Raw genomic sequence first — 3447 nt, 5'->3', positions numbered from 1 at the left:
CTCGTAGACCTGGGTCGTCGTATCCAATTGGAGCGCCAGCATGTCTTGCTCTCGAATTCGCTCCATGCCGCGCAGTCGTTCCGTAATACGAAAGGCACGGTATCCGCTCGCATACGCGTGGCCGATCACATAGGGATACGCCTCGTCGGTCATGCGGTGGTTGGCGCTCACCAGATACCCGGAGGGAGGATCGACGATCCGGGGGAGTTCGTCCGGTGGAACGAACCCGCTCCATCCAGTCCGTCCATCGGCCCATGACCGGCTGACCGCCCCATCGAGTCCGCGCCGGAGTGGAATTCTTCCCATATACGTCCAGGCAATGTGCCCCTCGGCATCTGCCAACAGGACATTGTTCGGCGGCGCTCCCGCCCGCGTGGCCACGGCGATGCCGTCCCAGACCGAGCGGGCCTGATCCATATCGATCAAGCCAAGATCCACCGCCTCCGGATCCAAGGCCGTCCACCGGAGCGCGACCGGCTGCCCCATCAATGGCTCCTCCGCCACGGGTCCCCAACGCGTCTCTTGAATATCCACGATCCGATCGGGGCCGCCGCTCACGGCAATGCGCTCCTGACGAATGGTAAACCGCTCCCACCCCTCCGCCGTGGCATACTCGTTCGGATTCTGCGGGTTGAGTTCGAGGCGTACGAGATCAAGAAAATCCCCTTCGATATTCGTGAGGCCCCAGGACACCCACCCGTTGGAACCCGCAATCACGACCGGAATGCCGGGCACCACGACTCCGCTGAGTTCACTCCTCCCGTAGCGCAACTGCATGCGATACCAGATGTTGGGCACTCCCACATCGAGATGCATGTCGTTCGCCAGAACGGCTCTCCCGTCCACGGTCTTGGCCGGTCCCACGGCCCATGCGTTCGACCCGATCTCTCGTTTCCGACTCGGCACCATCGACATCTGCAACGAGCGGCTTTGCGCCCCGGTCCGGCGAAGTGCGGCCAGAGCTTCCACCGGGACCGGGACCGACTCGTGACGGCGACGCTCTCCCCGCAACAGCTGTGCCGTGTAGGTGTCAAGCGAGGGAAGCAGAAATGCCGCGACGTCTTCGGGCAGAGAGGCCTTCATCACGGTGCGCATCCGTTCGTCATCCTCGGAGCCGTTCAACATCTGAAACATCGCCAGGACGACCAGGAGACTATCTGTCGGTTCCCAGCGAGTCGGACGATAGGCCAGCACGAGACATTCGAACGGCGGAATCCTCATCTCGTCGAGAAACGCATTCACGCCCTCCGCGTAGGCCGTCAGCACGGCCGACTGATCCTCAGGCAACCGCCGAAGCACCGCGTCCGCCACCCTCGACAGACCCAGCCGACGTTGCTTGGCATCGATCGACACAGCCTGGTCGCCGAAGATCTCAGCCAATCGTCCTGCACTCGTGCGACGCAGGAGATCCATCTGAAAGAGACGGTCCTGAGCCGTCACATAGCCGACCACCCGGAAGGCATCGAGGCGGGATTCAGCGGTCACCGTCGGAATGCCATACTTGTCGAAGGCCGCCGCCACCGGCGCCTGCAATCCCGGAAGCGTCAAGGCGCCGTCGCGAACTGGCAAGGAGGCGGAGCAGAGCAGCCAGAGAACGGCGGCTCCGGCAACCAGACTCCCACTGGCAATAGCGAGAAGACGGCGCCCGGTCATCATGCCTCCTGTTGCTGCTCCGCGGCCCTCACGGCATCGGCGAAGATTGCGGCAATCGTATCGATCTGCTCTGCCGTCACGATCAGGGGCGGCAGAAAGCGGACCACGCTGTTATGACGCCCGCCCAACTCGAGAATCAGTCCTCGACGCAGAGCTTCGTGCTGGATGGCCGATGCGATCCCCGGCGCAGAGGGGTGACAGCCCGGCAAGTCCGTCGGCTCATCCCGGTCTACGATTTCCACGCCCAGCATAAGCCCGCGTCCCCGCACATCGCCGAGACTGCGGGTCTCGGCCTGAATCCGTCTGAGCAATCCGAAAAGTCGCTCCCCCATACGAGCCGCATGTTCGTCGATCCGTTCGGCCACGATGAATTCCATGGTGGCCTGGCCCGTCGCCATGGCGAGTTGATTGCCCCTAAACGTGCCGGCATGCGCCCCGGCGGTCCACCGATCCCATTCGGGACGATAGACCACCACGCTGAGCGGCAACCCGCCTCCGACGGCTTTCGACAACACCACGACATCGGGCACGATGCCGGCATGCTCGAAGGCAAACAGGCGACCGGTTCGCCCGAGTCCCGTCTGCACCTCGTCGATGATCAAAGGAATCCCCCGTTGTGCGGTGATGCGGCGGATCTCCTGGAGCCACGAGACCGCGGCTGGGATGACTCCCCCTTCTCCTTGGACGACTTCCAAGATCATGGCCGCCGGCTCCACGATTCCGCTGTTGGGATCGTCCAAGAGCCGTTCGATGTAGGCCGAGGAGAGGCGCAGCCCCTTGTCCCCGCCGACACCGAAGGGACACCGATAGTCGTAGGGAAAGGGCAGAAAGTGCACGTCGGCCATTAATCCGCTCAGAGCCTCCTTCGGCGCCAGATGCCCCGTCAGTCCCAGCGTGCCGTGCGTCATTCCGTGATAGGCCCCGTGAAACGCCAACACCGTCCGGCGCCCGCGCGCGATCTTGACGAGCTTGATGGCGGCCTCCACCGCATCCGCACCCGAGGGTCCGCAAAACTGGATTTTCGCGCCTTCGGCAAACGCGGCCGGCAGACAGTCGAAGAGCGTACTCACGAACCGGTCTTTCACCGGCGTCGTCAGGTCCAATGTTTGGAACGGCAGGCCATCCCGCAACATTCGATTGATCGCATCGACGACGACGGGATGGTTGTGTCCGAGCGCCAACGCCCCGGCGCAAGCCAGACAATCGATATAGCTACGGCCGTCGGTATCCTGCACATACAGGCCCTTGCCTTTGCTCAGCGCCACCGGTAGGCGACGAGGATAACTGCGCGCATTCGATTCCCGCGCGGCCTGGCGCTCGAGGTACGGATTGTCCGGCGACAGCTCCCTCGGGGAGACACAACCGGTCGGGAGGGCTTCCCACATTTCATCCACATGAACCGACATCACCACACCTCCTCGCGACAAAGACCCATCACGTTATGAAGCCGTGCCGGCTCCCTGCGAACGGGACGGCGACGACCATGTCTGCTCCCCGGCCATGCCGGCCGCCTCCGGGGACTCCACCAACCGACCGAGATCGAGTCGGATACAACGGTCGGCCCAGGAGAAGTAGCGGTCGTCATGCGTGATCACCAAGACCGCCTTTCCCCGAGCTTTCAGATCGGGCAACAGTTCCGTATAAAACACCTTGCGGAACAACGGATCCTGATCCGCGGCCCACTCGTCGAAGAGGTAAAACGGCCGATCCTCGACATAGGCGGTCAGCAGGGCGAGTCGTTTGCGTTGGCCCTGCGACAACGCTTGGGTGGAGAAGGCCCCCCCCTCGATACGA

At 63.2% G+C, this 3447-nt stretch carries 3 protein-coding genes; all 3 read right to left on the bottom strand.

Features of this window, described 5'->3' with window-relative positions:
• On the bottom strand, positions 1–1656 hold a 1656-nt coding region (locus KF784_19865), incomplete at its 3' end, for a penicillin acylase family protein (GenBank protein MBX3121318.1).
• Complete coding sequence (locus KF784_19860; GenBank protein ID MBX3121317.1) at positions 1653–3059, bottom strand: diaminobutyrate--2-oxoglutarate transaminase; 1407 nt, start codon at positions 3057–3059, stop codon at positions 1653–1655. The genes KF784_19865 and KF784_19860, both read right to left, overlap by 4 nt.
• A 33-nt stretch (positions 3060–3092) precedes the next feature.
• The coding region (locus KF784_19855) for a hypothetical protein (GenBank protein MBX3121316.1) at positions 3093–3447 on the bottom strand (355 nt) is incomplete at its 5' end.

The organism is Fimbriimonadaceae bacterium (assembly GCA_019638775.1).
Taxonomy (GTDB): domain Bacteria; phylum Armatimonadota; class Fimbriimonadia; order Fimbriimonadales; family Fimbriimonadaceae; genus JAHBTD01.
The sequence above is the reverse complement of the archived record's forward strand: the minus strand, read 5'-3'. Positions and strand labels throughout refer to the sequence as shown.

Bases quoted from the DNA above. Each gene is read 5' to 3' on its own strand.
- KF784_19860 (MBX3121317.1), bottom strand. From the start codon at position 3,059: ATGTCGGTTCATGTGGATGAAATGTGGGAAGCCCTCCCGACCGGTTGT.